Origin of the sequence: Polymorphobacter megasporae (assembly GCF_018982885.2) — a bacterium.
Lineage (GTDB): Bacteria > Pseudomonadota > Alphaproteobacteria > Sphingomonadales > Sphingomonadaceae > Polymorphobacter_B > Polymorphobacter_B megasporae.
Map to the genome: position 1 here is coordinate 501,938 of NZ_CP081848.1, position 24,488 is coordinate 526,425.

19 protein-coding genes are annotated in these 24,488 nt (G+C 62.8%); 11 read left to right on the plus strand and 8 right to left on the minus strand.

Annotated features, from left to right (window positions below):
* Positions 1-109: 109 nt before the first annotated feature.
* Positions 110-688, minus strand: a complete 579-nt coding sequence (locus KTC28_RS02345) for a cysteine hydrolase family protein (RefSeq protein WP_216710432.1) — start codon at positions 686-688, stop codon at positions 110-112.
* A gap of 17 nt (positions 689-705) precedes the next feature.
* Positions 706-1,410 carry a DJ-1/PfpI family protein gene (locus KTC28_RS02350; RefSeq protein WP_216710431.1) on the minus strand — a complete coding sequence of 235 codons (705 nt, stop codon included), beginning with the start codon at positions 1,408-1,410 and terminating at the stop codon, positions 706-708.
* A gap of 51 nt (positions 1,411-1,461) precedes the next feature.
* On the opposite strand from KTC28_RS02350, the gene KTC28_RS02355 reads away from it, so the two are divergent.
* Together KTC28_RS02355 and KTC28_RS02360 are read left to right on the plus strand one after the other, a co-directional pair.
* The gene (locus KTC28_RS02355) at positions 1,462-2,496 is read left to right on the plus strand and encodes a GlxA family transcriptional regulator (RefSeq protein ID WP_255602202.1); all 1,035 of its coding nucleotides are present in this window, start codon (positions 1,462-1,464) and stop codon (positions 2,494-2,496) included.
* A gap of 406 nt (positions 2,497-2,902) precedes the next feature.
* Positions 2,903-3,967, plus strand: a complete 1,065-nt coding sequence (locus tag KTC28_RS02360; RefSeq protein WP_216710430.1) for a saccharopine dehydrogenase NADP-binding domain-containing protein — start codon at positions 2,903-2,905, stop codon at positions 3,965-3,967.
* 1,439 nt (positions 3,968-5,406) lie between these two features.
* On the opposite strand, the gene KTC28_RS02365 is transcribed toward KTC28_RS02360, so the two are convergent.
* Complete coding sequence (locus KTC28_RS02365; protein ID WP_216710429.1) at positions 5,407-5,712, minus strand: hypothetical protein; 306 nt, start codon at positions 5,710-5,712, stop codon at positions 5,407-5,409.
* A gap of 203 nt (positions 5,713-5,915) precedes the next feature.
* On the opposite strand from KTC28_RS02365, the gene KTC28_RS02370 reads away from it, so the two are divergent.
* Together KTC28_RS02370 and KTC28_RS02375 are read left to right on the plus strand one after the other, a co-directional pair.
* Positions 5,916-7,256, plus strand: a complete 1,341-nt coding sequence (locus KTC28_RS02370; protein WP_216710428.1) for a TRM11 family SAM-dependent methyltransferase — start codon at positions 5,916-5,918, stop codon at positions 7,254-7,256.
* Positions 7,257-7,265: 9 nt separating this feature from the next.
* Entirely contained in the window at positions 7,266-9,905 is a 2,640-nt protein-coding gene (locus KTC28_RS02375; protein ID WP_216710427.1) for an ATP-binding protein, read from the plus strand.
* A gap of 558 nt (positions 9,906-10,463) precedes the next feature.
* On the opposite strand, the gene KTC28_RS02380 is transcribed toward KTC28_RS02375, so the two are convergent.
* Both KTC28_RS02380 and KTC28_RS02385 read right to left on the minus strand, forming a co-directional pair.
* A complete protein-coding gene (locus KTC28_RS02380) occupies positions 10,464-10,778 on the minus strand; it encodes a helix-turn-helix domain-containing protein (protein WP_216710426.1) in 315 nt (104 codons plus the stop codon).
* Positions 10,779-11,199: 421 nt separating this feature from the next.
* Positions 11,200-12,075 carry an alpha/beta fold hydrolase gene (locus KTC28_RS02385; RefSeq protein ID WP_216710425.1) on the minus strand — a complete coding sequence of 292 codons (876 nt, stop codon included), beginning with the start codon at positions 12,073-12,075 and terminating at the stop codon, positions 11,200-11,202.
* A 239-nt stretch (positions 12,076-12,314) separates the two neighbouring features.
* On the opposite strand from KTC28_RS02385, the gene KTC28_RS02390 reads away from it, so the two are divergent.
* Positions 12,315-13,832 (plus strand): ApeA N-terminal domain 1-containing protein, encoded by a 1,518-nt coding sequence (locus KTC28_RS02390; protein ID WP_216710424.1) that lies wholly within the window; start codon positions 12,315-12,317, stop codon positions 13,830-13,832.
* A 699-nt stretch (positions 13,833-14,531) separates the two neighbouring features.
* Here KTC28_RS02390 and KTC28_RS02395 read toward each other — a convergent pair.
* From KTC28_RS02395 to KTC28_RS02405, 3 genes are all read right to left on the minus strand, one after another.
* A complete protein-coding gene (locus KTC28_RS02395; protein ID WP_216710423.1) occupies positions 14,532-14,870 on the minus strand; it encodes a hypothetical protein in 339 nt (112 codons plus the stop codon).
* A 172-nt stretch (positions 14,871-15,042) separates the two neighbouring features.
* Positions 15,043-16,401: a hypothetical protein gene (locus KTC28_RS02400; protein WP_216710422.1), complete on the minus strand. Its 1,359-nt coding sequence runs from the start codon at positions 16,399-16,401 to the stop codon at positions 15,043-15,045.
* Positions 16,398-16,757: a hypothetical protein gene (locus tag KTC28_RS02405; protein ID WP_216710421.1), complete on the minus strand. Its 360-nt coding sequence runs from the start codon at positions 16,755-16,757 to the stop codon at positions 16,398-16,400. Before KTC28_RS02405 ends, KTC28_RS02400 begins: the two co-directional genes overlap by 4 nt.
* Before the next feature lie 220 nt (positions 16,758-16,977).
* Here KTC28_RS02405 and KTC28_RS02410 point away from each other — a divergent pair, with 220 nt between their 5' ends.
* The 6 genes from KTC28_RS02410 to KTC28_RS02435 all read left to right on the plus strand — a co-directional run bounded on the left by KTC28_RS02410 (position 16,978) and on the right by KTC28_RS02435 (position 24,415).
* Positions 16,978-18,441, plus strand: coding sequence for a HEPN domain-containing protein (locus tag KTC28_RS02410; protein ID WP_216710420.1), 1,464 nt, complete (start codon positions 16,978-16,980; stop codon positions 18,439-18,441).
* Between the two features lie 378 nt (positions 18,442-18,819).
* Positions 18,820-19,497, plus strand: a complete 678-nt coding sequence (locus tag KTC28_RS02415) for a vWA domain-containing protein (protein WP_255602203.1) — start codon at positions 18,820-18,822, stop codon at positions 19,495-19,497.
* A 1-nt stretch (position 19,498) separates the two neighbouring features.
* Entirely contained in the window at positions 19,499-20,257 is a 759-nt protein-coding gene (locus KTC28_RS02420; RefSeq protein ID WP_216710419.1) for a PP2C family serine/threonine-protein phosphatase, read from the plus strand.
* Entirely contained in the window at positions 20,254-22,446 is a 2,193-nt protein-coding gene (locus KTC28_RS02425; protein ID WP_216710418.1) for a topoisomerase DNA-binding C4 zinc finger domain-containing protein, read from the plus strand. The genes KTC28_RS02420 and KTC28_RS02425 overlap by 4 nt, the downstream gene beginning before the upstream one ends.
* A 220-nt stretch (positions 22,447-22,666) precedes the next feature.
* Entirely contained in the window at positions 22,667-23,455 is a 789-nt protein-coding gene (locus KTC28_RS02430) for a hypothetical protein (RefSeq protein WP_216710417.1), read from the plus strand.
* 546 nt (positions 23,456-24,001) lie between these two features.
* Positions 24,002-24,415 (plus strand): hypothetical protein, encoded by a 414-nt coding sequence (locus tag KTC28_RS02435; protein ID WP_216710416.1) that lies wholly within the window; start codon positions 24,002-24,004, stop codon positions 24,413-24,415.
* The last annotated feature ends 73 nt before the right edge of the window (positions 24,416-24,488 follow it).

Here is a 24,488-nt window from a genome sequence, read left to right on the forward strand (position 1 = left end):
CGCTTGCTCTGATCATGTCGTCGGGCCGCCGGCAGGTCCGATCCTGTTGACGGTATCTGCGTTGCGGTTAGCCGAACTTGTTGAACATGAAAACGTGGATCAAATCTCATTATGGCGTTCCCAGCTGCGCGATCCCAAGCTTTCGAACGATGTCGGCCGTTCTGGTTATGGCCGCGAACTCATCTAAAAGGTCGCTGAGCGCTGCCGCATGGACTTCCGCCGCGGGCCGCATTCGGCCGTCGAGCGCCATTCGGTCGAAGGTCGCCGTCGCGTCTTCGACTACGGAGGTGTCGAAGCCCAGGTTGGCGGCCATCCGCACTGTGGTGGAGACGCAGTGATTGGTCGTAAGCCCGACGACGGTCAGGCTGTCGATGCCTGCGGCTCGGAGATCGAGTTCCAGGGTGGTTCCGATGAAGCCGCTGTTGACCGACTTCACGTACGTACGTTCACCGGCCAGCGGTACGGCCTCGGGCATGAAGTCGTGCCCCGCTGTTCCAGGATAGAAGCTGCCGGATGGTGACCGAGAGGAATGTCGGACATGGTGGATGGGACGGCCGGTCCTCCGCCACGCCCCGATGAGCGTCGCTACGTTCGTCTCGGCGTCCGGGTTGTTGCGCGGGCCCCAGCTCGACTCCAGAAAGCCTTGCTGGACGTCGACCACGATCAGGGCGGCGTTAAAGGGGATCATCGTCGAATCTCCTTGCATCATGCGGCCTGGACGCTCTTCAAGATACGCGATCGAAGCGTCGTTTTCATCTGCTCATCCATGTCTCCGAGAAGGCCCATCGCAGCCTCCACGATCTCCGGCCCGGCGCTCCGCGGATTGCCCGCCCGGAACGGCGGCTGCGGGTCGTATTCGATAACCAGCTGCGTGGTCTTTGCTACGCGCTCACCGCGCAGTTCAGCCAGCAGCGTAAGCCCGAAGTCTATCCCGGCGGTCACTCCCCCGCCGCTAACGCGATTGCGGTCGATCACGACGCGTTCGTGGACGGGAATCGCGCCGGACGCCGCAAGCGAGCCATAGCAGGCCCAATGTGTTGCGGCCTTGTAGCCATCGAGCAATCCCGCCATGCCGAGCAGGATCGAACCCGAGCAGACCGATGTCACGTAGCCCGCGCTGCGGCCGGCGCGAGCCAGGAAGGACACGATCTTCTCATCCTTCATGGCTTCGTTAGTCCCGTAGCCCCCGGGCACGAAGAGGATGTCGAGATACTCGGGGCATTCGTCGAACGTGGTCGTTGGGTGAATTGCCAACCCCGTCTCCGTCTGGACGGCATCCCTGGTCTTCGAGAGCAGAAGCGTCTTCGCGTGGAGGCCGAGCACCCCTTGGGGGCCTACCAGATCCAGAAGGGTGAAACCGGGGTACAGCACCATGCCCATCGTCAATGGGACATCGGTGATCGTGTCCATGGCTCCGGTCATTCTCTCTACCTCCACGCTTGGTTCTCGTTGACTGAGATCATGATGCACATCATCGAAAATGTCGTAAACGACATAGGTCCCTCGAATCCCGCCATGGCAACTTCCGATCCGCTCCTGCAGACGATCGCGATCCTGGTATTTCCGGATTTCCAGATCCTCGATGCAACGGGTCCGCTTTCGGCGTTCGAGATCGCCAACCGGATATCGGGCAGAACGCCTTACCGGCTACGGACCGTCTCCGCGGGCGGCGGTTCGCTGACGAGCTCCTGCGGGCTGACGGTGGTGACCGTGGCGGCGGCCGACCTCGAGATAGACACCATCGTGATCGCCGGCGGAGAAGGCGTGCGTACGATCGCCAGCGATCGCGACCACTCGGACCTGGTCCGGACTTTGGCCGATCGTGCGCGCCGGGTCGCGAGTGTCTGTACCGGCGCCTTCCTGCTTGCCGGCTCGGGTCTACTCGATGGGAGGCGGGTGACGACTCATTGGCGTCACGCCGGCACCTTGCAGTGCGAGTACTCTACCGTCCGGGTCGAACGCGACTCCATCTTCGTCAAGGACGGCTCGATTTGGTCGTCGGCGGGAGTAACTGCCGGAATCGATCTCGCGTTGGCGCTGATCGAGGAGGATCTCGGGGCAGACTTGGCACGCGCCGTGGCACGCGAGCTCGTGGTGTATCATCGGAGGCCCGGCGGCCAGTCGCAGTTCTCCGCGCTTCTCGAGCTCGAGGCCTCTTCCGATCGAATTGCCAATGCCCTTGTCTACGCTCGCGAACATCTTGCAGCGCCGCTGAACGTCGGCGTGCTCGCCGAGGTCGCCTGCCTCTCAGAGCGCCAATTCGGCCGCGCGTTCCGGGCGGAAACAGGCGAGACTCCTGCCAAGGCGATCGAGCGCCTTCGCGCGGAGGCGGCGCGCGTGCGTCTCGAGAACGGCCGTGAAGCGGTGGAAATGATAGCCGCCGCCGTCGGCTTCACCGATCCCGAACGTATGAGGCGCGCTTTCCTGCGGATTTTCGGTCAACCGCCCCAAGCGTTCAGACGCGCTGCAGCTCGCGCTAAAAGCTTCGGACGCTAGTAACTACCGACTTCGCCACGATCCATCGGTTCGCTAGAAGGCAGATCGGAGATTCGTACGACGCTTTGCAACACTATTCGACCATCGCTCCGTTGAAAAACATCGCCGCCTCTACATCAAATGACCTTCCGGTCCCGGCGACATCCCTTCCAATGCCTCCGCCATGGTCCTCGAGATCGTCTTGATAGCCCAAGTCCCCCACGTTTTGGCTGCTTCAGTCGGACGTCCGGCGAGCCGGACTTGCCGCTATGTCTCGCGGGCATGATCAAATCGTGAAAGAACGGATCACGTACGGACGACCGGCGATCCGGCGACCCATTTGAAATGTCCTGTTTTGGTATATGGCCGACGCTTGAAGGGTTCCGCCCCGGAAGCCAAGCACTTAACCTTGTGGACGGAAAGCGCTATGAACGAAGTCTGGATCATGGGAGCATCCGGCCGTATCGGATCCGCGGTGGCTAAGGAACTGGCCTCCCGTGAGATCCCACTGGTGCTGATGGGACGCGATCGCAACCGCTTGGAGCGGGTCGCCGCCAATCTCGCCGGTGGTCGGGTACGCAGCGTAATCGTAGGGTCGATGAGCGATGTTCTGGCGCGCCTGAAGGCGGGCCATCCAGCCGTGGTGGTCAATACGATCGGCCCCTTTGCGAGAACGGCGCTGCCGGTGATTCAGGCTTCCGGGAAGGCGCATTATCTTGACTTGTCCAACGAGTTAACCGGAACGATCGACACTTTGGCCCAGCATGATTCGGCCGTCTCGCAAGGACGGACTTATGTCACCGGCGCCGGTTGGGGGGTCCTCGGCACCGAGAGCGTCGTCCTCAAGCTATGCGAAGGAGAGCCGCCCGCCCTGACCGTCCGCGTGGACAACATGGCGCAGACCGACGACGTCGGACCGCTAGGAGAGGCGATCGGTGGCACCATCGTCGACGCACTACGCTTCGGCGGCATGCGCTACCGGAACGGAAGACTGGTCGGCGCGCAGGCGGGCGGCGAACCACTGGCTTTGATCGCGCCGGACGGATATCGGTTCACCACAGGCAGCATGCCGGTCGGCGAAATGGAGGCGGCGCGACGCGCAAGCGGAGCGCCAAATGTCGTGTCGGCGGCTGGCGCTGCCCCGACCGCACCGATTTTACGTTTCTTCGTGTTCCCGATACTCGCCGCCGTCATGAAGATCGACTTCATGCGGCGTGCGGCTGCCAAGCAATTCGCCAAGATGCCGTCACCGAAGCGCGCCAACGAGGCTTCTTGGGCTCATGCTCGCGTGCAGTGGTCCGATGGCCGCAGCAAGGAGGGTTGGCTGAAGGCCGGCGAAGGCATGGATTTCACCGCCAGGCTCGCTGCCGAAGTCGCCGCACGATTGTATGAGGGCAAGGTTCGACCAGGATCCTACACCCCGGGCGCGCTGTTCGGACCCGAATTGGTAAACCACGCAGGCGGAGTTTTCGATCTCGGTGCAGTTCGATGAGGTTCGACGAGCGACGGTGACGATTGCGTCCGCGACCGCTGCTGCCGGCTGCACCGAATATTTAGAACGGCGTGCAAGATGGCCCATCGCGAGGCCGCATTCAAAGCCGACGGCATCACGGTCCGCGGCTGGCTGCCAACTCGTCTGGAGCCGGACCCCATCCTACGGCAATCCTCGGCCGCGGCATCGGGAGTCTGACGAATTGACCATATTGTAAGTACCCGATGCCTTCGTCAGCGCTGGGCTTACCGCATTCGCATTTCGATCATAGTACTCTCGGCGACAGCGACGGCACGCTGCGGCAGGAGATCGACCATCTCGATTAGATGGAGGACTGGCGCGGCGTCGTCATCTACGACGCAATGAATTCCGTCGTCGATCGCGATCGCATTGAGCTGGTGAGCACAAAGCCGACTTGTCACGATCATCGACAGGTCGCCGTCAGCGCTGCCATAGCTCGGCGGGGTGCGGCATCCGCATCGCCAGCCTCGGTGTCGATCGTTTCGGCCAGATCAGCACGCTCCGGACCTTTACGCGAATAACGGCTCGACGCGGCGGCGATCGTCGCGGCGGTCGAGTTCCTCGTCCCGGACTGATTGTTAAGGGACAGCGTAACGAAAACGATGGCCTTCGACCATCTCGCATCGACCCGTTACGGTTCGTCCATTATGCGGGCTCAGTCGCAATTTACGGGTGGCATATGACGTTTCGCGGATGGGCATGGGCGGAGCAGTTTTGGGTGGCACTCTTCGAAGATGAGCAGGGCACCGTGTATTACTGCAGCGAGGCGGAACTCGACGCGGCACCCGCGATCGGTCGAACGCTAAGGGGTCTTCCGCCATGGGACCTGAGGCCATCGCCGTACCAGATCGAACGCGGTAGGCAGCTGCTCGCAAATGCGAAGCCCTGCTCCGAAATTGATTTGGGGAATGAGGGGACGAGTGTCTCGACACGCGAGCGCGAATGAAGAGCGCGTCGAATAAGCAGCTGCAGCGATCGTACGAGGCGAACTCCCTGCTACTCATCGCCCAGCGACTTCTGCAATCTGCTTAGTGGGCCTTCTCCGACTAGGCCGAACATTTCCGTTGAACGAGGGGACGGACCATCCGAGGCTCATATGGGCGGTTCGCGAAGAGCACGAGATCGTAATCCCGCACACCGCGATTCGAGCGAGCTCGACCCCTACACTAGGCGACGCGTCCAAGATGATGACCAGTCAGCGAGCAGGCAGCGTTCAACCTTTCGCGACACGTTATGAAGACGGCGTCTGGCGGCCCGCGAGAACAGCACTTGGCCCTGAACGCGCGATGACTGACATGGAGCGCTCCCGGGACACCTGTGAGCTCGATCGTTGCAAATGTCCTTGCGAACAGACGAGTTATGCTGGTTGGTGACCGCGCGAGTTCCGTGTGATGGACTGAAAGCCTACGGTAATCTGCCTAGAGCAGGCCCAGGCGTTGCGCGCGCCGGAGCACCTTCAGTTGTTCACGCAGCACTGTCGGGTCAAATCCTTCTTTCAGATAGTTTCGACAATCCATCAAAGCCTCCAGCGCCAGCGATGGTCGCCGGCCTGCACGTCGGGTCCGGGCTACAGCCCCACTATCGATAATTTGTGCCTTATTTTCCGCATATTCGCATAATCGGCGAACGCGATCAGTCAGCCTTCTGAGTTCACCACGACCAGCACGTGAAACCAGCGGCTGATCGACGCCAGCCTCACGCGCGATCGTAGCCTGCGTCGGCATCCCAGCCTTCCGCAGCGTAGTCGCCAGCAACTCCAGAGCGTGCGAGTCTTTCACTCTTACTTGCGATTATCGCATATTCGCATTAACATATATGCGAATGTTTGCGCGAGGGGCTCCCTGATCATCGTGGCCTATCCCGAGTGCCGTCTAATTGCATCGAGCAGGTCGAATTCTCTGCGGGTTCATGTGTGGAGAAAATCGCGATGAGCCCTTTGGCGGCGGCGGCTTCGTGTCTTTCCGACTCTACGGTCGACGCGGGACCACGCCGCCTATTGTTCGCGAACGCTTCCAGGAAGCTCACGCACAACGTGTTCCGCTACCCTGCCAAGTTCCATCCCCCGGTCGCTCGATCGCTCGTCGACGGCTTCAGTCGTCCCGGAGAGACTGTATTCGATCCGTTCTGCGGCAGCGGCACCACTCTAGTCGAGGCGCTGGTTGCCGGGCGGAACGCGGTCGGCACCGATGTCGATCCGCTCGCCGTGTTCATAGCTAGTGCCAAGGTGCGACGGTATGACTTGGCAAATGTCGCAACAACGGTGGACGGGTTGACAGCCATGCTTCGTCGTATGAGTGAAGCTGACCTTGCCCTATGGGGTCCCTTCATCGGCGATATTCCCGAAAACGCGTTCGCTGTCGCGTCCGGAGAGCTCTCCGCGTGGATACCCGAACTGCCACGCATGAATCATTGGTTCCGCCGGCGCGTCGTTCTCCAGCTGGCGGCGATCCGACGACTTGTTGAGGTGCATTCGCCGAGCCGCGAATTTGCGCGCCTGTGCTTCGCGGCGATTATCAGAAACGCTTCCAACGCCGACCCCGTACCCGTGTCCGGGCTCGAGGTTACCAGTCATATGCGGGCGAAGGAGGAAGCAGGTCGCTCGGTGGATCCCTACGGCCTCATGATCGCGACGTTGCGCAAGACGTCGCAGGCCGTGAACGAGTTTGCCGACCATCGTGACGGCGTTCATCGCGCCCGTGTCGCCATCGCCGACGCCCGTACGATCGATGGTGGCACGGCGGGCCGGATTGACGCCGTGATCACCTCGCCGCCCTATCTGACCGCGGTCGACTACTATCGCCGCCACACTCTCGAAATGTACTGGCTTGGTCTCACCGCCAGCAGTCGAGAGCGGCTCAAACTGCTGCCGCGGTATATCGGGCGCGACCGGGTGTCGATCGGAGCCGTCAACGTCGACGCTTGCAGCCTCGGCGCTACGGTAGCAAGGCGATGGCGCCCGCTCTTTGGCGAGCTCGAGCCATACCGGTCGCGTGTCTTCGTGCACTACTGCGTCGGAATAGCCCAGTCGCTCGGACGGGTCGCGTCGCTTCTGCCCGATCATGGCAAGGCTGTCGTGGTGGTTGGAAATGTGCGATACGCGGGACAGCCTGTAGACATGGGCGATCTGATCCGCGATCTCGCCCCGCATCGGTTACGTTTCGCGGAGGAACTCTGGTATCCGCTAGCTAACCGTTACATGTCCTACTCGCGGAGGAACGACGCGGACATCGATTCTGATAGGGTGATGGTTTTCGAGAAGCGGGGCTAGCGGCAGGTGGTGAGCGTGGACAAGTCGGATATGATCGAGAGCGGAGTAGGCTCGAGCCCGTTCTCCAGCCTCAAGGCAGTCTCAGATGGCGACGAGACGGTCCTGCCGCTTGCCGATGCCAGCCTCAGCGACGCGTTCGGGCAGGGCGATCCGATCAAGGAGCTTGGCGTTCGTCTGTCCAACGAGATCGTGGTTCTGCTCTCCGAGCAGCTATACACATCCCCGCTGAAGGCGATCGAGGAACTAGTTGCGAATTCCTATGATGCCGACGGTACGGAATGCCGTATCGGCCTACTTATGCAGGACCGCGAGGACGGCACTCCGGACGGACTCATCGCGGTGTACGACGACGGTAGCGGCATGGATAAGGATGCCCTGGCCGGGCTCTGGCAAATCGGCGACAGCCCGAAGAAATGGCAGCAGTCGACGACCACGTCGCTCGGCCGCCGGATGATCGGGAAATTCGGGATCGGAAAGCTCGCGACTTACGCAATCGCCAACCGCATAACCTACGTGACGAAGGCATCCGGCCAGGTCCTCCACGTGCTCTGCGACTTCACCGAGTTCAACACGGCACCGAGCGGCGGGGTCGAAAACCCGGTCAAACTGAAGGTGCGCGAAGTCACGAACTTGGCATCTCTTCTCGAACGAGATGATCTGAAGGCGGTGCTTTCCAAGCTCGGCTTGGATGCCGACGCTCTTCACAGCGACACCAATCCCGACTGGACACTCTGCCTCCTCGACGATCTGAAGCCATCGGCCGCGACGTTGCAGATCGGTCGGCTCAGCTGGGTGCTCCGCACGGCGATGCCGCTAAAGCTCGACTTCAAGGTATATCTGGATGGCGCCGAACAGATCAGTTCCAAGGAAGCCGGTGACCCGATCATCAAGTTCGCCGTCGGGGGACTCGATGGCAGCCGCATCAAGGCGCTCAATGAGAAACACGGATTGAAGCTCGCGCGCTCCGACGACGGCGACGCACTCGTTGAACCGAACTGGTTCCCAAGCGGAATATCCGGAGACGTTATCGTCACCGAGCAATCCCTCAAGGGAAAGTCCGACAGGTACGAACGCAGCTTCGGTTTCTTCGTCAGGGTGCGTGGTCGCCTGATCAACTTGGAGGATCCGCTGTTTCACAATTCGCCGCTATCCTTTAGCACATTCAATCGGTTCCGCGCCGACCTTGAAATCGATGACCTGCACAATGATCTTACCGCACCGCGTGAGGGAGTGGGCGTGAGCAGCAGACGCGAATTCGCCGTCGCCGTCACACATGAGATCGGGCTCCAGGCCCGCGACCGATACCAAATCTGGCTCGAGAAGAAGTCCGACCAGAAGCAGACGCCGGAGCACGTGCGCGTGTACGTCGCCGAGCACTTGGTCGAACGGCCGATGGCCGACGCGCTCGCGCTCCATGGTTCGAACGCCGTCGGCGGCGAGATCGACCGTAGCTGGATGTACATGGAGAACGTCGATAAGACCGATATTCCTCAGATCGTGCAGCGGCTCTACGAAAAGCGGACGACCTACCAATACGACCGGGTGTCTATGGGGAAGACGCAGAGGCTGGGCAAGTTCGACCCGACGCGCGCGACGTTCCTGATCAATGCCGACCATCAGATCGTACAGGCTTTCGGCGACGATCCCATGGCGAACCAGCTCGTCAATTTGTTGGCGACCGCCGAGGTCATGCTCGAGGTCTACATGGTCGAAAGCGATCTGGATCCGTTCACTATCGGCGATCTGCTGACGCGGCGCGATTTGCTCATGCGCAGCCTTGCGAACGACCGCGTATTCTCCAAGAAGTACATCGCGCAGATGCTGCGCGAGTCGTCGGACTCCGACATCGACCTTGAGCTCGCGCTGGTCGCGGCGGCCCGCGCGCTCGGCTTCCAGGTGCGCCACGTCGCCGGCTCCGGTCAGCCGGACGGCGTGGCCCGCTTTCTCGACACGGCCATGAACGAGACGAAGATCACACTCGAGGCCAAGGCCAGTTCAGGGACACCCCAACTACCCCAACTCGACTTTGCAGGACTGATGGAACATCGCCAGCAGGAGGGCGCAGCTGGCTGCCTTCTCATAGCGCCATCCTATCCCGCCCCCACCGAGGAGAAGGTCACGAGAACCGGCAATCCGGGAGCTGTGGCGAACCGCGCAAGCGGCGGCGACATCTCCTGCTGGACTATCCAGCAGCTCGCCACGGTCGTCGAGAATTCCGACCGCCTGGAGATCACGACCCAAGAAATCGCCGAGATCGTGACGACGAAGTTCGCTCCGCGTGATGTTACCGCCGCGATTGCGAAGCTTCTCGACGAGCGCACCGACATGCCTGCGATCTATGCGGCGGTCATGAGCGTGCTCGACGACATGTTTAACCAGGAGCAAGACAAGGGCGTGGTGCGCACCATCTCCGCGATATCAGGCGCGCTCATGTACTCTCACCCGCATCTGAAAGTTGGACAGGACATCGTCAGAGACGCGATCAAGGACCTCGCCCGGAACAGCCGCGGTGGAATGAAGATCAACAAGGACGTGATCATCTTCCTCAATGGCTTCGACGAGGTGCAGCGCGCAGTGGCGCCATTGCTCGGGACGGTCGGAGCGCCGCGCGCGCTCGGCACCTTCTCAAGCCATCCAAGCGACGGCTAGCAATTCGGGCACACCGGCGTTCTTCGAACCGGCGTACGGGGGTCATCGGAGACCGGCATGCGGGATTCCCCTCGCTGCCTTTGCCGAAAGTTGATCTTCGTGAAACCCGTTCACAACGCCGGTAGTGGCATCAGCCGGAGGCCGTGGAACGGCCGGACCGCTTTTCGGGCTTAGCGACGAAAGCAAGGTCGCCATCGTAGCCGGCTATGGGCGGGCATTGGCCGCACGGCGGTACACCGACGCGACTTGGTCATCTTCGACGGATCATCGCCGGATGCCGCGGCATAAAGCGATCGTGCTTCAAGAGTCCAAATCGCCGTCTTGCCGTCGTCCGCCGTCTCCCTTTCGTCCAGCGTCGAACGGTCGCGAGCGCTGGGCTCGTATCCTGCATGGCACCGGTACGCACGACGTGTCTTCATCACCGGTCGAATACGATCGCATCTACGCATCAACAGTACTGGTCGCGTCTTAACCGGCGGCGAGACGTCCGACCGATTTCGACGCCCGAACAAACATCGGACCGTCCAAGCCCTTGCTCCGTGTCGTCGTAGTACCAGGTCAGTCGGGCCCGTCTCCGGGGAGTTGGGCAGTGCCAGCCCGTGCCTTCCTCACCAGCTTGCGGCGCGATGGTACGCGGAGAAGAGACTGGTCGGCCTGCACATCTCGGAAGAGTTCAGCCGGCGGCACGGAGAGCGCGATCGCAGCTCGACCGATCGTCAGGAGTGAGAGGTTCTGAAGTCCTCTCTCGACCCGCCCGGCGAATGCGGCATTCATCGACGCCGCCGCCGCGAACTCCTCCTGCGTCATGCCGGCGGCTTCGCGTATGGCCCGGATGCGCGCCCCGACGGCGCTATAGAAAGGATTGGTCCCCATCCGGGCACCGTAGCGCGTATCCGCCTCGCGTCCACTCGACCGCCGGTGCGATCAACCCTCCGATGCGGAGCAGTCGCGGCTGCCCTGACTGCAACCGTACGGACGGCGACGGCGAGACCGATCGAGATGGCGACATTGCAAGCGAGTGCGATGTGCGTGGACAACGCGCAGCAGGTGTCGAGACATGCGGTACGATGCGTCGTTTTCTCAAGGGTGCTCCTCAAGGATCCGGCCTCGGCATTCACCGGCGGAATGTGAGGCGAAGCAGTCGCTCCGTGCGTGCCTGGGGTCCGGCAGCCGCCGCGTGATGCTTTCTACCGTGTCGAGCTGGTCCGCAGCTTGCCGCCACCGTCTTTCCTGACCGCGGTGGTTCCAACCGTGCAGATCCGACGCAACCAACAGGGATCGACTGGATCGCTGCTCAAGCTCGTGCGCCCGCGTCGCGGATCGCGGCGGCGACCTCCGTCGGCGGCTCGGACTGCGGGAAATGGCCGACCCGGGGCAACTCGACGATCCCAGCGTCGGGCATTAGCGGTCGCGCCATTTCCAACACGTGCCGCCCTGAGACCGGATCGGCCAAACCCCAGATCAATTGGATCGGACCGTCGAAGCGGAATAACGCCTCTTCCCAGCGACGATGGTGCCGTGCCCGCTCGGCATTGTAGCGGATGTGACGGTAGGCGAGCTTTTGACCGTCGCCACGCGACATGCCGACCCACAGCTGGTCGAAGGCGGCCGCATCAAGCTTGTTCGATCCACGCACGGTGTTGAGCCCCGCGTGCAGCTTCTCCTTCGTTAACCGGCTTGCCACGAATGCACCGATCACCGGCATGGCGAGCAGCTTTTGTACCCGCGTTGGACGATACGCCGCGTATACGATGCCGCTGTTGAGGACGTGAACGGCGTCGACCTTGAACGACAGCACACCGCGCCCACGCCGATCAAGCAGTTCCTGACCGACGATTCCACCGTAATCATGGATCACCAACGCCACGTGCGCGATGCCGAGATGGGCGAGCAACCGCTCGACGGCGTCGGCCGAGCCGCCGACGCTGAAATCGACGCCGCGTTTGTCGGAGTACCCATAGCCCGGGAAGTCGAGGGTCACAACACGATGGTCGGCGGCGAGTATCCGCGCGACCTCGGCCCAGTCGTACGACCAGGTGGGAAACCCATGAAGCAGGACCAACGGAGTGCCTTCACCATCGTCGCGATAGAACGTCCTTCCCGCGGAACTGCCCAGATACGTACCGCCGGCAACCCAGTCGGCTGCTGAGATCAAAGGGGTCGGATCCATGTCATATCGCTCCCGTTTGAATCGACGCATGTCGTCGATACCTCCTGCACCTGACGCAGGCTCACGTCACCGAACGGCAGAACGGCGTAACGGTCAACGTGCCTGGAACGCTCTTCATCCTTGCCGCGCCCGTCCGAGGCGGTACGAGATCGGGGTCGCCGAGGTGAATACGGCCCGATCTGTCCATAATGCCTTTTCCGCTTCTTCGGTGTAGCCGTCTTCGAGAAGGATGGTCGTGCATGCCGAGAGACTACAGGGTCGTGGAGGGAGCGAAGCTTGGGGGAAGCTTCGACATCGGGAATGATCGCTCCGTACTCGGCGAGTTGTCGCTCCTCGGCTCCGAGACGTCGTTGTATCTCCACGACCCGAAGTTTATTCACATCCAGGACGATGGCGCTCGGTGCATCCACGGCGTCCTCCACGACCGAACCAAGGTGACGGTGCTCGGCAGTTCGGTTCTCACGAGCCTCGGATCCGCGACTCGAAACGACGGGTGTTTCCACTATGCCGAGCTCATGCCGGCCTACGTCGTGTCTGGCGGCCACCATCTTTCGGCCGACGTCGCGGAGATCACGAAGGTCATCATGCATGTCGACGACGCAGAAGATATTTTCCACGACCCCGACGCGATGGGTCACGCCATCGATCCTCAGGCGCTGATTGGGCAACTCGTGGCGGCGAACGAGGAATTCATCGGCCGCACCATCCCGACCGGTCCGTCGCCCGAGATCGCCTATTTCACGGGTCGGATTGAACTGGCGGACGTTGCAACCACGATCGGCCGCGTCCGCGTATTCCACCGGCCAGAATCGTCGCATCCACTTTCGACACGCGAGGTCGGCATGAGAAATCGGACGCTGGTGGAGATATCCTTTCCCGAACCGCGCCTCTTGGACAACGCACTTGATGCGGTCATGGGCCTGTTGCGCTTCCTCGCTATCCTAGCCGGACGTCCCCCGAATCTCGCCGGCATCTGGCTGGAAACGGTCAGGGGCGACGCCGGGATGCCGCTCGACCTTTACTGGACCCACCCTCCCGATCGTCCGGCCAAGTGGGAGGAGCGTCGCCCCCACCCCCTGGAGATCCTGATCCACGTCGTCGAAGAGCCTGGCAGGTTCGCCACCGTGTTGAGCAACTGGCTGGCGGCGGACGCGGGACGGATCGAGGCACGGTTGCGCTTCGCCAGCGGTTTCGAGCAGCAGCGGAGCTTCTCGATAGAACGCCTCATCGGTGCGGCCAACATGTTCGACATACTCCCCGACGACGCGTTCCGAGCGGTCGAGCCCTTGGACATGGATGTCCTCCAGGCGAGGACCCGCGCTCGGACCGAGTTTCGCGCTCTCCCTGAGTCGCCCGGGCGGAACAGCGTCCTCGACGCGCTGGGGCGCCTGGGCCGCCCGACGCTGCGTAGCAAGGTGCTCGACCGCGCGACGCTCGTGTCGCGCGCTCTGAAGGAGCCTCTCCTCGACCTCGAATTGGTCACGGACGAGGCGGTCAGATGCCGAAACTATTTCGTACACGGAACCGCGGGTGGCTTCAGCTACGCCGAAAACGGCGACATCGTGACTTTTTTCACTAGCGCGCTCGAGTTTCTGTTTGCCGCCTCCGATCTGATCGACGCGGGTTGGGACATCGCCGCTTGGCGCGGTCGCGGCAGCGTATTGGCCCACCCCTTCAACCGGGTTCTTCACGGATGGGACGTTCACGCCACTAGGATCCGAAAACTCAGGCTCGAACGCAAAGATCGAACGAGCTGAGCCGGTGTGGACAGATGTATGCAAAGTCGTCCACTGACATAACATGGCATGGTTTCGGTCGAGCCACGCAATTCTTGTCAACTTACGATTCGCCAAGTAATCTTTCTTTTCATTGATGAGGAGAAGGACGATGGCGAAAGACAAGGGACCGCCTACTTATCGGGATTCCGCAAGCGGCGAATTTGTCACGCCCGGGTACGCAAAGACTCATCCTAAGACGACCGAGAAAGAGCATAATAGCCCGCCGCCGAAGCGCTGATCCTGGTTCGTGCGCAAGATTGGATACCGTTCGTCGGTACCTGAGTCCTCGTCGGATGAGGAGCGGCTTGCGCTGGATTTTAAGTCCTGCAGTGAGGGCGTGTCGTAGCTGGTCGAGATACGCTGTATTGGCGCGATCACCGTCGACTGCCATGCGCCGTAAGAGGGAGGCACGAAGGAGATCGGCGACCGACTCCTATCGATCGACGGATCTAGCGCCCCTCTCCTGATGACGCGGCCTATCAAGGCTTTCGCTTAGTCACGTCGGACTGCCTTAAAGGGGCGGATGACGGGCTACCGCCCACCAGAGCGGCTGATCTCGGCGTGACGATCAATCAGGATGTGCCTTACCTCGCCGACGTACCTTCCGGAGTGATAGCAAGGCCGCGCGGACGTCGCGGGCCGCGGTTTACGTTTCGGGAACGTCGGGAATCGTCAGAATTACGCGCGTGAGGCATGGGATGCCCATAGGAACCTTCGACTGTAAAGTCGATGTAACGCCGCCTTGCCGACCCGCGCCCGCCCGGCAGTGCGCTTCATGGTAACCGCGGCGTAATCGGCGATCGCCATTCGACGAACACCCCCACCGTCATCATCCCGGGCACGCCGGTTCGAGGACAGCGGCCCCTTTTGCCGCCGCTTCGAAATCGTCTGCGGTGCCGACGACCGGCGCACGACCAGGGTCGTGCGCCTCACCCGTCGGCGTCCTGTCGGCTTCTCCCACTTGATGCGGCCGAACGTCGCGGCTTTAGCCAGAACCAGACCGGACGTCAGGACCATCGAAAATTCCTTGCCATGGCATCGTCAACGACCCCGGGGGCCCGTCGACCCCAGGGGTCGACCACGACGGCGGCAACCGCCGCGGCCGCGGCCGACGCCGCGGCATTCGAGCATTCGCCGAACCGTCGACTCCATCGGGTGAGTGACCGCCGCCGCCGCCCCGCCGCAGGAATTACGGAGATCCGGCCGGGGAACGGGCACCGGCGGCTGGCACCTCCGTCTGTGCCGACGATATACATGAGACGGCGCCGTCGAGGGCCGCCTTCAAGAGTTTGAAGTTTTGCGGCGCGGCCGTCATTCGTTCGATCTCCCTGCTCGTCAAAGGCACGATCCCCGCGTCCGTGATCTTGCCGATGACGGTGTTGCCGCCGATCGTGCCACCCTTCGGCGCCGCGTGGACGAACCAATGGGCAAAGGCCGCGGCGGCATCGAGCGACTGGAACGCGAGGATGACCGGCTGGGCGTGGGGCATCTGGTATGCGACCACTATGTCGTTGCTTCTCAATACGTACGTGGGTCGGTAGGAGGGCGGCGCGAAAAGGAATTCGGTCCGAGCTGTGCCCGTGACGAACTGCACGCGGTCGTCGGATTCAGAGAATGTGGTGGCCGCCTTGGCGTTTATGATTCGGCGTATGCGATAGGTTAGTTCCGCACGACCGCAGATCGGTCTCTCCTCGTCGGCGAAGGCCGAATAAACGGTCATCTCGCTCAGCCGGACGTCGTCGGGTGTCGCCGGGAGGGTCGCGCCCTTGTGCTTTGGGTCGACCCGCGTCAACGGGCCCGCGCTTACCAGCGGCGAAGGCACGAGCGACGGTATTGAGGCAGATAGGACCGCATCCATGGAGAGGTTGTGTGCGAGGCTGACGCGCCACCCCGCGGTTTCGTCCAGCCACGCGTGGCCGCGGTTGTCGACGGCGGCGTCGAAGTCCGTGGTATCCTTTATCTCGACTTCGCTCGCACGGGTGTGGTCCGCTTCGCCCCCGATGGTCGCGCCGGGAAGCACGGGGCTGATCTTCAAGCCCGTAGAAGCGGTGAGCTTGTTGGTCGAGGTGTCGGTCGACTTGCCGAGATCTATCACCGTCTGGCCGTTGCTTGCCTGCGTCCAGCTCGTGATCCTCCATGGGGTCGTCCGGTCGGAACCGTCGACGGAGAGGTCGACGTGGATCGCGTCCACGCGGTCGCCGGGTGACAGGAACGCGGCGGTGCGGACCGCGACGACAATACGGCGCTTGATGCTTCCTTCCAGCGATACCGCGCCAGCCTTCGTTTCGTCGGGGGCCTTGATGCCGACCGGAGGTTTGCCTCCTGTCTGGTCGATGATCGCCGCTTGACCATGATCGCTCAGTGCGGTGAGCGGGACGGTCGTCGGGGGGTCGACCACGTCGCTCGTGAAGACGTCGATGACAACCGAGCCCTCGTCCCTTCCCCAAGGTTGCTGCTGCTTGAAGCGGTTCTCGATGACGACGTGCTGGCCGGTGATCGCAGCGCAGCCGCCGGCCGTCACCACGATGAGGGGGACCAGTCGTCTCATGATCGATCGTCACTGGCCGATCTCGACAGCACGGCCACGGCCGCAGCGAGACATACTCCCAGAATTACGCCGTGCCATAAACGCGAAGGGGTCGGCAATCGGCGTACCCCGGGCATGGGGGGAATCGGCTCCATCAGATCGGAGGCGGCTTCCAAGCCGTAAATGTTTCCGGACTTGCCGCTTAGGGATTTCGGTTCCGAACTCTTCTGGACGTATCGATCACGGGGCTCTGGCCAAAATCCTCCGGTGTCCTGTGTCTGCGCCTCGCAATCGGATAGTGATCCAGAGAAGCTGACGGCATACTGGTCGACGTCCAGCCTCGCCTGATAGAAATCAAGTACGATCTTGTAAATCATGGCATCCCCCGATCACCAGCCCCACCGCATCCGCGTGATTCAATTACCCCAAAGTCGAATTTGGCGCTACGGGTGTCGAGATTAGGACGATCGAGGTACGGCCCCGGCAGCCGGGTCGCCCTGAAGTCGGTGCAGTGTCCGACGGCCATACGTCTTGGGCGTCCCGCCATCGTTGGCATCGCGATCCGTATTTAACGCGTTCAAGCTGTATCGGTGACGAATGGATCTCGACCTTTTGCTAGCCGACTTCGACGGGTACGAGGCCGCGTCGAGGAGGAATGCGAATTGGCTGGCCCGACAGACTGCGCGAGCATCCGCGTACTCGTCGCTCGACGACCTTGCAGACGAGCAAGGCAGCGACCTCGAAGTGGACGCGACATGGCGACGGAGCTTCGAGCACAACCTCCGGTGGCTGCGCGGCGGGCTCGCGCGGACGTTCATCCGGAACGGTTGCTTCGTCGGGTCAAGTGTCATCGATGAGATGATATTCGAGGCCGTGGCCGGCGGCGTCGCGGACGTGGCGGCGGCGGTGTTCGATGCAATCATCCGCCTCGGACTGCACAATCCGGGGATGATCGTATTCCCACTGCACGGGTTCGGCATCGCGGTGGCCAAGACGGCGCTGGTGGGAGGTCCCGATCACCTGCTCCAGATGGCATCGGCCGGGTTCATCGTGATCTCGCAGACCGGCGACATTCGCAAGACGATCGAACTGCTGGACGCTGGGAGGGCCCCCTTGGGGATCGTTCACGCTTTCGACGCGAAGGGAGTCAGCCAGTACGCCGCTGGCGACCGCCTGGACTGGTTGCACCGCAACCCCTTGCTGGCATTCCGCTTCTCCAGCTACTCGCACCAACCTTACGAGAACCAGGCGTTCTACCAACTTCGGATGAGGACGCTGACCGCGCTGATTTTCGTCGCCTCATTATACGCGCCGGCCAGGAAGGGCGAGATGGACACCCGGATTGTGAACAATCAGGAGACCCTCGACATCGATCACTACCTTAGGCTCGAAGTGTCGCCGAGCCTAAGTCGCCTGGAGGTGGAACGGATACCGCGCAACGTCGACCGGCTGGCGCTCGCGGAGGCGAGCGATGTCGACGTCCGGATTTCGCTTGCCGGTTGGGAGGCGTTGGCCGCGAGCGGCGATCTCGACCGGACATACGCGATGCTGATGCAGATCGAGACGGGTTACCTGACGCACCAAGTTCTGAAGCGGCGAAAGGGTAGGGAGGCGTCGCTGTATTCGAAGATCACCACGTCGTTGGACTACTTCCGCAGGTCCTTCCGCACGGAGACCCGCCAGTCTGAGCGGACGATCTCGCTCGCGATCGCCTTCGAGACCCTGCTCACGGACAGTTACTCAGGCGGAGTGACGGCTCGGATTCGGCGGCGCGTTGCCATCTGCCTCGAAATGGAAGCGGAGCCCGCCGAACTCATAGAAGCGGTCGAGGACCTGTTCGATGCGCGGGGGAAATTCGTCCACAGCGGTCTCGGTCCGGAGGACTTACCTCTGCGCGATGCGCGGATGGCATACGTCGCCTGCCTCTCGACGGTGACGCGACTGGCTCAGGGGGCGACGCTATCAGACCCTATGATCGGCACGCTCCTCGGCGACAGGCCGACTGTTCACCCGTTCCCCATCAGGCTTCGGCGAGCGTGGGCAACGCTGCTCGGACGGTAGCCGGTTCTCGAGTTCAGCCTACCTCGCACTTCACAGATTAGCCGAGACATACGGGATGCTCGCGCAAATCGATTCACATTAACTTATGATGGTTGATCGAGCCGCGTCGTACAGGACCCGTGTCGCCGGCACGACGCGATGTCCCACGATTGAAGACGGCGACCTCGCGCCTTCGATTGCAGAGTCTTCAACGAATCGGCGGTGGATCTTTCGTCGGGAACCGCGGAACAGAGGTCTTACGCGATTGGTGCGCTCGCCAAGCACTTCCGACGCCGAAACCCGGTTTGACGATGTTGAACGGTTATTGCCCGTACCGGTGTAGAAATGTAGACGCGGAGACTTATAGTCGTCCGACCGATTCGATGGGGGCCTATTCGAGTGACCGATGCTTTCGAGCAGATGCCTTTTGGCGCGGAATTTGCCGAGAATCCCGAACCGCGGTGCCCTTGCATCCTCCTCCTCGACACGTCCGGATCCATGTCGGGCCGTCCGATTGAGGAGTTGAACGCCGGGCTCGTCGCGTTCCGCGATGAACTCAACGGCGACAGCCTTTCCGCGAAGCGCGTCGAGGTGGCTGTGATCACCTTCGGACCGGTCTCGGTCGACGGTAGATTCGTGACCGCCGACGCCTTCTACCCGACGGAACATTCGGCCAGTGGCGTGACGCCAATGGGCGAGGCGATCGAAACGGCCGTCGAATTGCTCAAGGTGCGCAAGCAGGAATACAAGGCGGCCGGCGTGTCCTACTATCGTCCGTGGATCTTCATGATCACGGACGGTACCCCGACGGACAGCTGGATCAGGGCGGCCGACCTGGTCCGGGATGGCGAAGGTAGAAAGGAATTCATGTTCTACGCGGTCGGGGTCGCCGACGCGGACATGGGCATCCTAGCCAAGATCGCCACCCGCGCCCCATTGAAACTCAAGGGTCTCGCCTTCCGCGAATTGTTCGCGTGGCTGTCGAGCTCTCTGGCCTCGGTCTCCCGATCGAACCCCGGCGAGCCCGTGCCGCTGCAGAATCCGAGCGCCCCGAGCGGGTGGGCCGTAGCAGACTGACATGACCGCCTGGACATGGGCCGCGGCCAGCCGACGGGGCACCTCGCACGTGCGGGCGGGCACGCGCCGCCAAGACTCCTTCGGATGTCGCGTGTCGCGCCAGGGATCAACGCTCATCGTCGTGGTGTCGGACGGTGCTGGATCGGCGAGTCACGGCGGTCAAGGCGCGTTGCTCGTCGTGCGCACTCTGTTGACGGAGGTCGCGCGCCACTTCGACTCGGAAGGGACGATGCCCGATGACGACGCGGTGTGGGCTTGGTTCGATCTTATCCGAGACAGGATCAGCCTTGCCGCCGTCCGTAGGACGTTGGACATGCGCGACTTCGCGGCGACCGCTATACTGTACGTTGGCACCGCCGACGCGACGCTGACCGCCCATGTCGGCGACGGTGCGGCGGTGACGCGGGACGAGGTGCATGGTGCGTGGTCCGCAGCCAGTTGGCCGGAGCAGGGCGAGTACGCCTCCACCACCTTCTTCGTCACCGACCAGCCGGCGATCAGGCTCAGGATCTCGAGGACCGAGGCCCGCCCATCGGCCGTGGCGGTCTTTAGCGACGGTATCGAGCGGATCGCGCTGGACCTAGGCCGGGCGATTGCGCATCAGCCGTTCTTCGTCGGTATCGTCGGCCCGGTGGACCGTAGCGCGATCGCAGGTAACGACACGGCGCTGTCCGCGGCGCTCGGCCGATACCTCGACAGCTCCGCCGTCAACGAACGGACCGACGACGACAAGACGCTGGTGCTGGCCGTCCGGAAGTGACGCTTCCGCTGCTCTATGTCGACGGAACCCTCGTCCGCCCCGGCAGGCGGCTCGGCCGCGGCGGCGAAGGCGACGTCTTCACGATTGACGACGAAAGTGGTCGGGCGTTGAAGCTGTACACCGTGCCCGACCTTGCCGAGCGGGAAGCGAAGGTCCGGGCGATGGTGCGCGGCGGACTGGCCGCCAAGTCCGCGCTCGTGGCCTTTCCGATCGCCGCCGTCCTATCGGACGGCGGACGCTTCGTCGGCTTTGTCATGCGGAGCGTGGTTGGGCACAAACCGTTGTTCGAGCTGTACGGCCCCGCCGCGAGAAAGCGGCAATTCCCCGAAGCCGACTTTCGCTTTCTCGTTCGGGTCGCGACGAACGTCGCCCGCGCCATCGCGACCGTTCATGAAAGCGGGTGCGTGATCGGCGACATCAATCACTCAGGCATCCTCGTCTCGGAGCAGGCTGTGGCCGCTTTGATCGACGCGGACAGCTTTCAGTTCACGGATGGCGGCGCGCGCCATGCCTGCAGGGTCGGCGTTCCCGAGTACACCGCGCCGGAACTACAGGGTTCGTCCCTCAGAGACGTCGTGAGGACGCGGTCGCACGACGAGTTCGGACTTGCCGTCGTCATCTTCCAGCTTTTGTTCCTCGGCCGTCATCCGTACGCCGGAACGTTCGCCGGTGCCGGCGACATGCCGATCCAGAATGCGATCGGCCAAAACCGCTTCGCCTACACCAGGGTCCGCGACGTGGGCATGTCGCCTCCGCCCCATGCGGTCACGCTGGATGACGTGCCGGCAGGTGTCGCCGCCGCGTTCGAGGCCGCATTCGCGCCCGCCCCAGCACGACGACCTACTGCTGCGGAGTGGGCGTCGCTCATGCAGGAGCTCGAGAGGCATCTGATGCGGTGCGGCGCAAAATCCGAGCACCTCTTCCCGGTGTCGGCTGCGCAATGCCCCTGGTGCCGCATGGAACGGGGACTCGGCGTAACGCTTTTCCTGCCGAAGGCGCTGGCCGGAGCCACGGTTCGGATCGACGACCTGGGCGATCGGGACTTCGACATCGTGGTGGTCTGGGCGGAGATCCAGGCGGTCCGCGCCCCGACGCGCGACGACATCCAGCCGGTTTTGCCGACGGTCGACCCGGATCCCGGTCGGGAGGCACTGGCGGCAGTCGAGCGCCGCACCGTGCGAATGGTCATGGGCGCCGTCGCGCTCGCCGTATCGGTGGCGGCCATCTATCTTGCGCCAGCGCTCATTCTCGCCTGGCTCGGGATAGGGGCTTTCGGGATCAACCGGCTCCTTACCGCGAAGATCGATGTCGACGCCGCAAGGCGCCGCCACGCGCAGGCTCGATCCGAATGGACCAAAGGTCTCGAGACCTGGCGCGACCGCGCCGGATTCAAGGAACTCGAGACGTCGGTCGAGGCGCTGCGGCGCGCGCGCGCCGATTACATGTCACTTCCCACCCGGGAAAAGGAGAGCATCGAGCGGCACGAGGCGGAACGACATGGCCATCAGCTCGCGGCCCACCTCGACCGTCAGCAAATCAGGCATGCCCGAGTGGACGGCGTCGGAACCTCGCTCGTGACGCAGCTTGCCTCGCACGGGATCGAGACCGCCGGCCACCTGGTCGCCAACCGGATCATGAATGTCCCGGGGTTCGGTCCCGTGAAGACCGCAGCGCTCCTAGAGTGGCGGCGCTCGGTAGAGGCGAAATTCAGGTTCTCGACCTTCAAGACTGCGGCCGAAACAGCCGAACTTGCGAAGATCAGGGGGCGGTTCGCTGCTGAGGCGTCCGCGCTGCGCCGCACGCTGTCCGGGGGCGCCACCCAACTGGAGACGACTGTAGCGATGTTGAAGGTACGCTCAGCCGCCGCCGATCCCGAATTGAGTCGGCTGCATGTCGAGACGAGGGGGCGCGAAGCCGATCTGACGTTCCTCGGGATACCCGTCCCAGCGATATCGTCGTCACCTGCAGCGGGGACACCCTTCCCTTCGAAAGCCGCCTCTTCGTCGACGGCGACCGTCGGACCGAGCTTCGCGCCGGCCGGAGGCGTTCCCGCGCCGTCGAGTGGGAAGACGTGTCCTCGATGCTCGCGGCAGATGGTCTTGCGTACCGCCCGGCGGGGCACAAGTCCCGGGCGGAGGTTCTGGGGATGCGCAGCCTATCCGTCCTGCCAGGGGACCAGGCCCATCTGAGCCGATCCTCCTAACGGCGTCTTTCGACCGAACGCATTGATCGGAGCTCGGGCGGACGAAGTCGGATGTTCAGTCATCCTGCGCCTGATGCTCTTGATCGAAGCAGGACCGGTTGTCGCGGTCGTCCACCGCGACGAGGCGGAACGCGCTAATTCTATCGCGCTGCTGGCGGCTGCGGGCGCTTTTCGTTAATCAAGCGTCGGACAAGGCGGGGGTCGCGATGAGCGTAGGGCAATATGCGGTATGGGAGTGCACCGACTGCGGCATCGGCGCACCCTCCAACGAAATGACGACGGTTGCCGACCGCCTACTCGAACGGACGACCTCGAGTACCAGCATGCGCCGTGGCGTGAACGGCGGACTCGGCGTCGGCAGCGGCTCGGCCAACAGCTACCGCACGGTGCATGGCCGGGTCTGCATGTCCTGCTTCGCCTACCGCGAAGACCAGGGGCGCAAAGCCCTCCGCAAGCGGATCGTCGGCGTGGCGCTAGCCACCCTCGGTGTCCTGTTCGCGGTGGTCTTCCTCCTGCCAGCGAAGCAGCCAGCGACGCCGGTCCCGTCAACGTCCGTCGCGACGGTCGCACCAGCCGTCCTTGCGCCCGCCGTAAGCGTCGGCAAGCCGCTCGACCTCCTCCCGCCCCAAGTCGATGGGCCAGCCTCGGGAACCGTCGAGCCCGCACGGATTGCAGCCTCCGCGAGCGAGGCTGTCGACACGGGGGATCCGGTCGACGCAGTCAACGCGATCGACGGCAACGGCTCCGATCCGGACGTCGTCGGCGAAGAGGTCGCCGCCGCGACCCGCGATGCCCTCGCGCACGGGCGGGCCGCACGCTGGCGCGCCATGGGCAGTCGCGGATACGTCGTCGTCAGCGAAGAGCGGAGCGAAGGCGAACGTGTCTGTCGGAACGTCTATTCTACGCGCGAGGCGTCGGGCTCGGCCGCTAATTCGCCGACGCGATTATGGTGTCGTTCCGATACCGGTGGCGAATGGACTGAGGAGCCTCAGTGACGGCATGGTGCAGCATGTTTCGTCAGCGTCTTACGCGGGGGATCGAAGCGGCTTGTCGACCGCGTGTACAGCTTCAAGGCAATCCAAGGACCTTGAAAGACCTTTGGCGATCCCAACCGACAGCGCGTTAGTCTTCGAACGCGTGCCGCGTGGATCGGCGTCATCGCATAGTTGATACCGCGGCCGTAGACCTGCCGACCGGACACGAGCAGCGGACCGACGTGCCGTTCGGTCGAATCGAGGAGACCGCGGCTCGCGACTGTCGCCTCGACGAGGATGTCGACTTCGTTCGACGCCACCCGGCAATCCATGGGGGTCGACCCCGTCGCACTGTTTCGTTCGCGCAACGCCCATTGGAACGCGTCTGCGCGCAAGCCACTGGGCGGCATAGCCGACTTCATCCCTTCGAACGGCGCATTCACCTAAATCAGCGAAGGCACCCATCATGCTCGGCAACACGATCGTGATCTACAACCATCGTCACACACAGCCACAAAAGGCAAGTGGGATACTTGTAAGTACTGGAAAACTCGCCATTTGCGTGGCATGGACAAATATCCGCACTTTCTACGCCACGCTTTCGCCGACGAATATGCGGCGATGCTCGAAGCATTCGAATGGTCCGTCGAAGCCCTCGGTATCCTACCGGACGAACGCGCCAGACTCTTCGCCATAGCGGACTCGATTGCACATGGCCCCTCCTCCTCGACGGTTCTCCGCGAGAGGACGATGAGGCACGTCATAGCGATCGCCGACGACATCCGAGCGCTTCTCGGCTGCGAGGACGAGATCCGGGAATGGATCCGCAGGCCTAATTCCGGCCTGTCGTCCGGCTCCCTTGTGTCGGTCATGATGACGCCGATGAGCGTGATGCTCGATCATCCGGACGGCGTACGCGCCATCCATGTTCAGTTGAGCGCCGAGAGGGATCAAATGATGTTTCGCGGACAGCTTTCGTGAGCGCCCGGCAATCCGAATTCGCCGTACCCTTCAACCCTACACCCTTAACGGTTGCGACGCAGACGATCTTAAC

Coding starts and splice junctions, on each gene's coding strand:
- KTC28_RS02345 (WP_216710432.1), bottom strand. CDS start 688: ATGATCCCCTTTAACGCCGCCCTGATCGTGGTCGACGTCCAGCAAGGC.
- KTC28_RS02350 (WP_216710431.1), bottom strand. CDS start 1,410: ATGGACACGATCACCGATGTCCCATTGACGATGGGCATGGTGCTGTAC.
- KTC28_RS02355 (WP_255602202.1), top strand. CDS start 1,462: ATGATGCACATCATCGAAAATGTCGTAAACGACATAGGTCCCTCGAAT.
- KTC28_RS02360 (WP_216710430.1), top strand. CDS start 2,903: ATGAACGAAGTCTGGATCATGGGAGCATCCGGCCGTATCGGATCCGCG.
- KTC28_RS02365 (WP_216710429.1), bottom strand. CDS start 5,712: ATGCCGACGCAGGCTACGATCGCGCGTGAGGCTGGCGTCGATCAGCCG.
- KTC28_RS02370 (WP_216710428.1), top strand. CDS start 5,916: ATGAGCCCTTTGGCGGCGGCGGCTTCGTGTCTTTCCGACTCTACGGTC.
- KTC28_RS02380 (WP_216710426.1), bottom strand. CDS start 10,778: ATGGGGACCAATCCTTTCTATAGCGCCGTCGGGGCGCGCATCCGGGCC.
- KTC28_RS02385 (WP_216710425.1), bottom strand. CDS start 12,075: ATGGATCCGACCCCTTTGATCTCAGCAGCCGACTGGGTTGCCGGCGGT.
- KTC28_RS02390 (WP_216710424.1), top strand. CDS start 12,315: ATGCCGAGAGACTACAGGGTCGTGGAGGGAGCGAAGCTTGGGGGAAGC.
- KTC28_RS02395 (WP_216710423.1), bottom strand. CDS start 14,870: ATGGTCCTGACGTCCGGTCTGGTTCTGGCTAAAGCCGCGACGTTCGGC.
- KTC28_RS02400 (WP_216710422.1), bottom strand. CDS start 16,401: ATGAGACGACTGGTCCCCCTCATCGTGGTGACGGCCGGCGGCTGCGCT.
- KTC28_RS02405 (WP_216710421.1), bottom strand. CDS start 16,757: ATGATTTACAAGATCGTACTTGATTTCTATCAGGCGAGGCTGGACGTC.
- KTC28_RS02410 (WP_216710420.1), top strand. CDS start 16,978: ATGGATCTCGACCTTTTGCTAGCCGACTTCGACGGGTACGAGGCCGCG.
- KTC28_RS02420 (WP_216710419.1), top strand. CDS start 19,499: ATGACCGCCTGGACATGGGCCGCGGCCAGCCGACGGGGCACCTCGCAC.
- KTC28_RS02430 (WP_216710417.1), top strand. CDS start 22,667: ATGAGCGTAGGGCAATATGCGGTATGGGAGTGCACCGACTGCGGCATC.
- KTC28_RS02435 (WP_216710416.1), top strand. CDS start 24,002: ATGGACAAATATCCGCACTTTCTACGCCACGCTTTCGCCGACGAATAT.